Here is a 2,794-nt window from a genome sequence, read left to right on the forward strand (position 1 = left end):
ACCCCATCCACTTCATCGATCCACCCCACCCTCCGATGAAAGGAGCCCCTCATGAGTGAGGGCACCACCTCGGACACCCTGGCCATCGAAGCCTCGGGCCTGGTCAAAGTGTTCGGCGAGACCCGAGCCGTCGACGGCGTCGACCTCGCGGTCCCGCCCGGCACGGTCTACGGCGTGCTCGGCCCCAACGGCGCCGGGAAGACCACCACCGTCAAGACGCTCGCCACCCTGCTCCGCCCGGACGGCGGCGAGGCCCGGATCTTCGGGCACGACGTGGTGCGGCAAGCCGACGACGTGCGCTCCCGGGTCAGCCTCACCGGGCAGTACGCCTCGCTGGACGAGGATCTGACCGGCGTGGAGAACCTCGTGCTGCTGGCCCGGCTGCTCGGGCACGGCAAACCGGGCGCACGGCGCCGCGCCGGCGACCTCCTGGACGCCTTCGGGCTCGCCGACGCCGCCGACCGCCAGGTGAAGAACTACTCGGGCGGCATGCGCCGCCGTATCGACATCGCGGCCAGCATCCTCAACACCCCTGAGCTGCTGTTCCTGGACGAGCCGACGACCGGCCTCGACCCGCGCAGCCGCAACCAGGTCTGGGACATCGTGCGTGCCGTGGTGGCCCAGGGCACGACCGTGCTGCTGACCACGCAGTACCTGGAGGAGGCCGACCAGCTGGCGCAGCGGATCGCCGTCATCGACCACGGCAGGGTCATCGCGGAGGGGACTCCCGGCGGGCTCAAGTCCTCGATCGGTGCGGGCTCCGTGCATGTACGGCTGCGGGACCCCCGGCAGCGCACCGAGGCCGGGCAGGTGCTGACCCGGGAGCTGGCGGCCCAGGTGCAGCTCGACGCGGACCCGGTGGCGCTGACGGCCCGGATCGCCGACGGCGGCGACGAGCGGGGAGCCGCGCTGCGCGCCTCCCGCGCACTGGGCCAGCTGGCGGAGCACGGCATCACCGTCGACGACTTCTCGCTGGGCCAGCCCAGTCTCGACGAGGTTTTCCTGGCCCTGACCGACACCGACCGCAAGGGAGCCGCCGTATGAGCGCACCAGTCGAGACCAGGACGCCCACCACCGAGCCCCGCGAGGGCGAACTGCCTCCCGTCGAGTCGGATCAGCTCGCGACAGTGCTGCTCTCCGCCGAACGGCCACCGCGGCCGAGCGCACTGTCGGTCTCGGCAGCGTTCGGCTGGCGGGCGCTGCTGAAGATCAAGCATGTGCCCGAGCAGCTCTTCGATGTGACGGCCTTTCCGATCATGATGACGCTGATGTTCACCTATCTCTTCGGGGGCGCGCTGGCCGGATCGACGTCGGACTACCTCCAGTTCCTGCTGCCGGGGATCATGGTGATGAGCGTCGTGATGACGACGATGTACACGGGTGTGGCGGTCAACACCGACATCGAGAAGGGTGTCTTCGACCGCTTCCGGACGCTCCCGATTTGGCGGCCCGCCCCCATGGTGGGCTATCTGCTCGGCGACGCCGCGCGCTACGCCATGGCCTCGGTCGTGATACTCGTGGTCGGCCTCATCATGGGGTTCCGTCCGGACGGCGGGGTGCCCGGCGTGCTGGCGGGGATTGTGCTGCTGATCGCCTTCTCCTTCGCGTTCTCCTGGATCTGGACGATGTTCGGGCTGCTGCTGCGTTCCGAGAAGTCGGTGATGGGCGTCAGCATGATGGTGCTGTTCCCGATGACGTTCCTGAGCAACATCATGGTCGAGCCGGAGACCATGCCGGGCTGGCTGCAGGCGTTCGTGGACGTCAACCCCATCACTCACCTGGTGGCCGCCGTCCGCGACTTGATGGACGGTTCCTGGAACGGTTCCGAGATCGCCTGGACCCTGGTCGCAGGAGCCGTGCTGATCAGCGTCTTCGGTACCCTCACCATGCGGCTCTACAACCGCAAGTAGCGAGCCGGGCCCCGCGCGGCCTCAAGCGGCTCCGGCCCAGCGTGGCACACACGCCGGACCGGAGCCGCTCGGTTCGCCCGCCACCACCGCGCCGGGGCGCGCGCACGCCTCATAGCCGCCAGGAGACGGGCTGCTCCGGGCGGTACCGGCAGTGCAGGCCGGTGGAGACCGAGCCGCGCAAATGGGCCGCCAGCTCGGGGTGGCGCACATCCAGCTTGCGGAGGGTGTCCCGGATGCGGGCCGTGACGGTCTTCCGGGCCCGCTCCGCCTCGTCCCCCAGCCGCCGGGTGCGCCCGGCGAGGCCGGAGGCCACCCGCAGTTCGGCCAGCAGCGCGTCGCGCTCTCGGTCGAACTCCGCGGCGCGGGCGTCGTCGCCCAGGGCGACGGCGCGGTCGATCTCCTCGTCCAGGGCTGCGAGATGGCGGGCGTAGCGCTCCTTGGCCTCCTGGTCGAGGACGGGGTCACCGCTCATCGCGCGGGCCACGGCGACCTCCTCGCCGCCCTCCGGGTTGAGCAGCCGGGGCGCCGGGATGTCCGCGCCGGGGCTGCCGAGCAGCAGATGCAGGTCCCGGAGTCCCTTGGCGTCCGGCAGATGGGCCGTGCGGCCCCCGAAGCTGAGCCGCCACACGGGGCCGTCCCGCCGGAACTCGCCCAGGAGCGAGTCCGCCCCAGCGGCTCCGGTCCCGGCCGCACCGTCCCCGGCCGCACGTTCCCCGGCGATACGCTCCTCGCCCGGACCGGACGGGCCCGTTCCGGGCGCGCTGCCCGCCGAGCTGGCCCGGCACGGCTACCTCGCGGGGGACGAGCTGGAGCCGTACCACGTCATCGAGCTGCTGACCTCCGCGGCCACCGACGCGGAGGACCGCTTCGCCTTCGAAGAGGCC

At 71.4% G+C, this 2,794-nt stretch carries 2 protein-coding genes and 2 pseudogenes; 3 read left to right on the forward strand and 1 reads right to left on the reverse strand.

Annotated elements, in window-relative coordinates; genetic code table 11:
• The first annotated feature begins 51 nt into the window (after window positions 1-51).
• Together G5C65_RS35000 and G5C65_RS35005 are read left to right on the forward strand one after the other, a co-directional pair.
• Entirely contained in the window at window positions 52-1,044 is a 993-nt protein-coding gene (locus tag G5C65_RS35000) for an ATP-binding cassette domain-containing protein (protein WP_165303092.1), read from the forward strand.
• On the forward strand, window positions 1,041-1,910 hold the full coding sequence (locus G5C65_RS35005) for an ABC transporter permease (RefSeq protein WP_165303093.1): 870 nt from the start codon (window positions 1,041-1,043) through the stop codon (window positions 1,908-1,910). The genes G5C65_RS35000 and G5C65_RS35005 overlap by 4 nt, the downstream gene beginning before the upstream one ends.
• Before the next feature lie 109 nt (window positions 1,911-2,019).
• On the opposite strand, the pseudogene G5C65_RS35010 reads toward G5C65_RS35005, so the two are convergent.
• A pseudogene (locus G5C65_RS35010) lies at window positions 2,020-2,559 on the reverse strand (ATPase); the annotation flags it as partial.
• On the opposite strand from G5C65_RS35010, the pseudogene G5C65_RS35015 reads away from it, so the two are divergent.
• Window positions 2,510-2,794, forward strand: a pseudogene (locus G5C65_RS35015) (hypothetical protein); the annotation flags it as partial. The pseudogenes G5C65_RS35010 and G5C65_RS35015 sit on opposite strands and share 50 nt — an antisense overlap.

The sequence above is a fragment of the Streptomyces boncukensis genome, from assembly GCF_011045075.1.
GTDB classification, from domain to species: Bacteria; Actinomycetota; Actinomycetes; order Streptomycetales; family Streptomycetaceae; genus Streptomyces; species Streptomyces boncukensis.

What these genes read in the sequence shown, in the direction of transcription:
- G5C65_RS35000 (WP_165303092.1), top strand. Translation starts at nt 52, where the DNA reads ATGAGTGAGGGCACCACCTCGGACACCCTGGCCATCGAAGCCTCGGGC.
- G5C65_RS35005 (WP_165303093.1), top strand. Translation starts at nt 1,041, where the DNA reads ATGAGCGCACCAGTCGAGACCAGGACGCCCACCACCGAGCCCCGCGAG.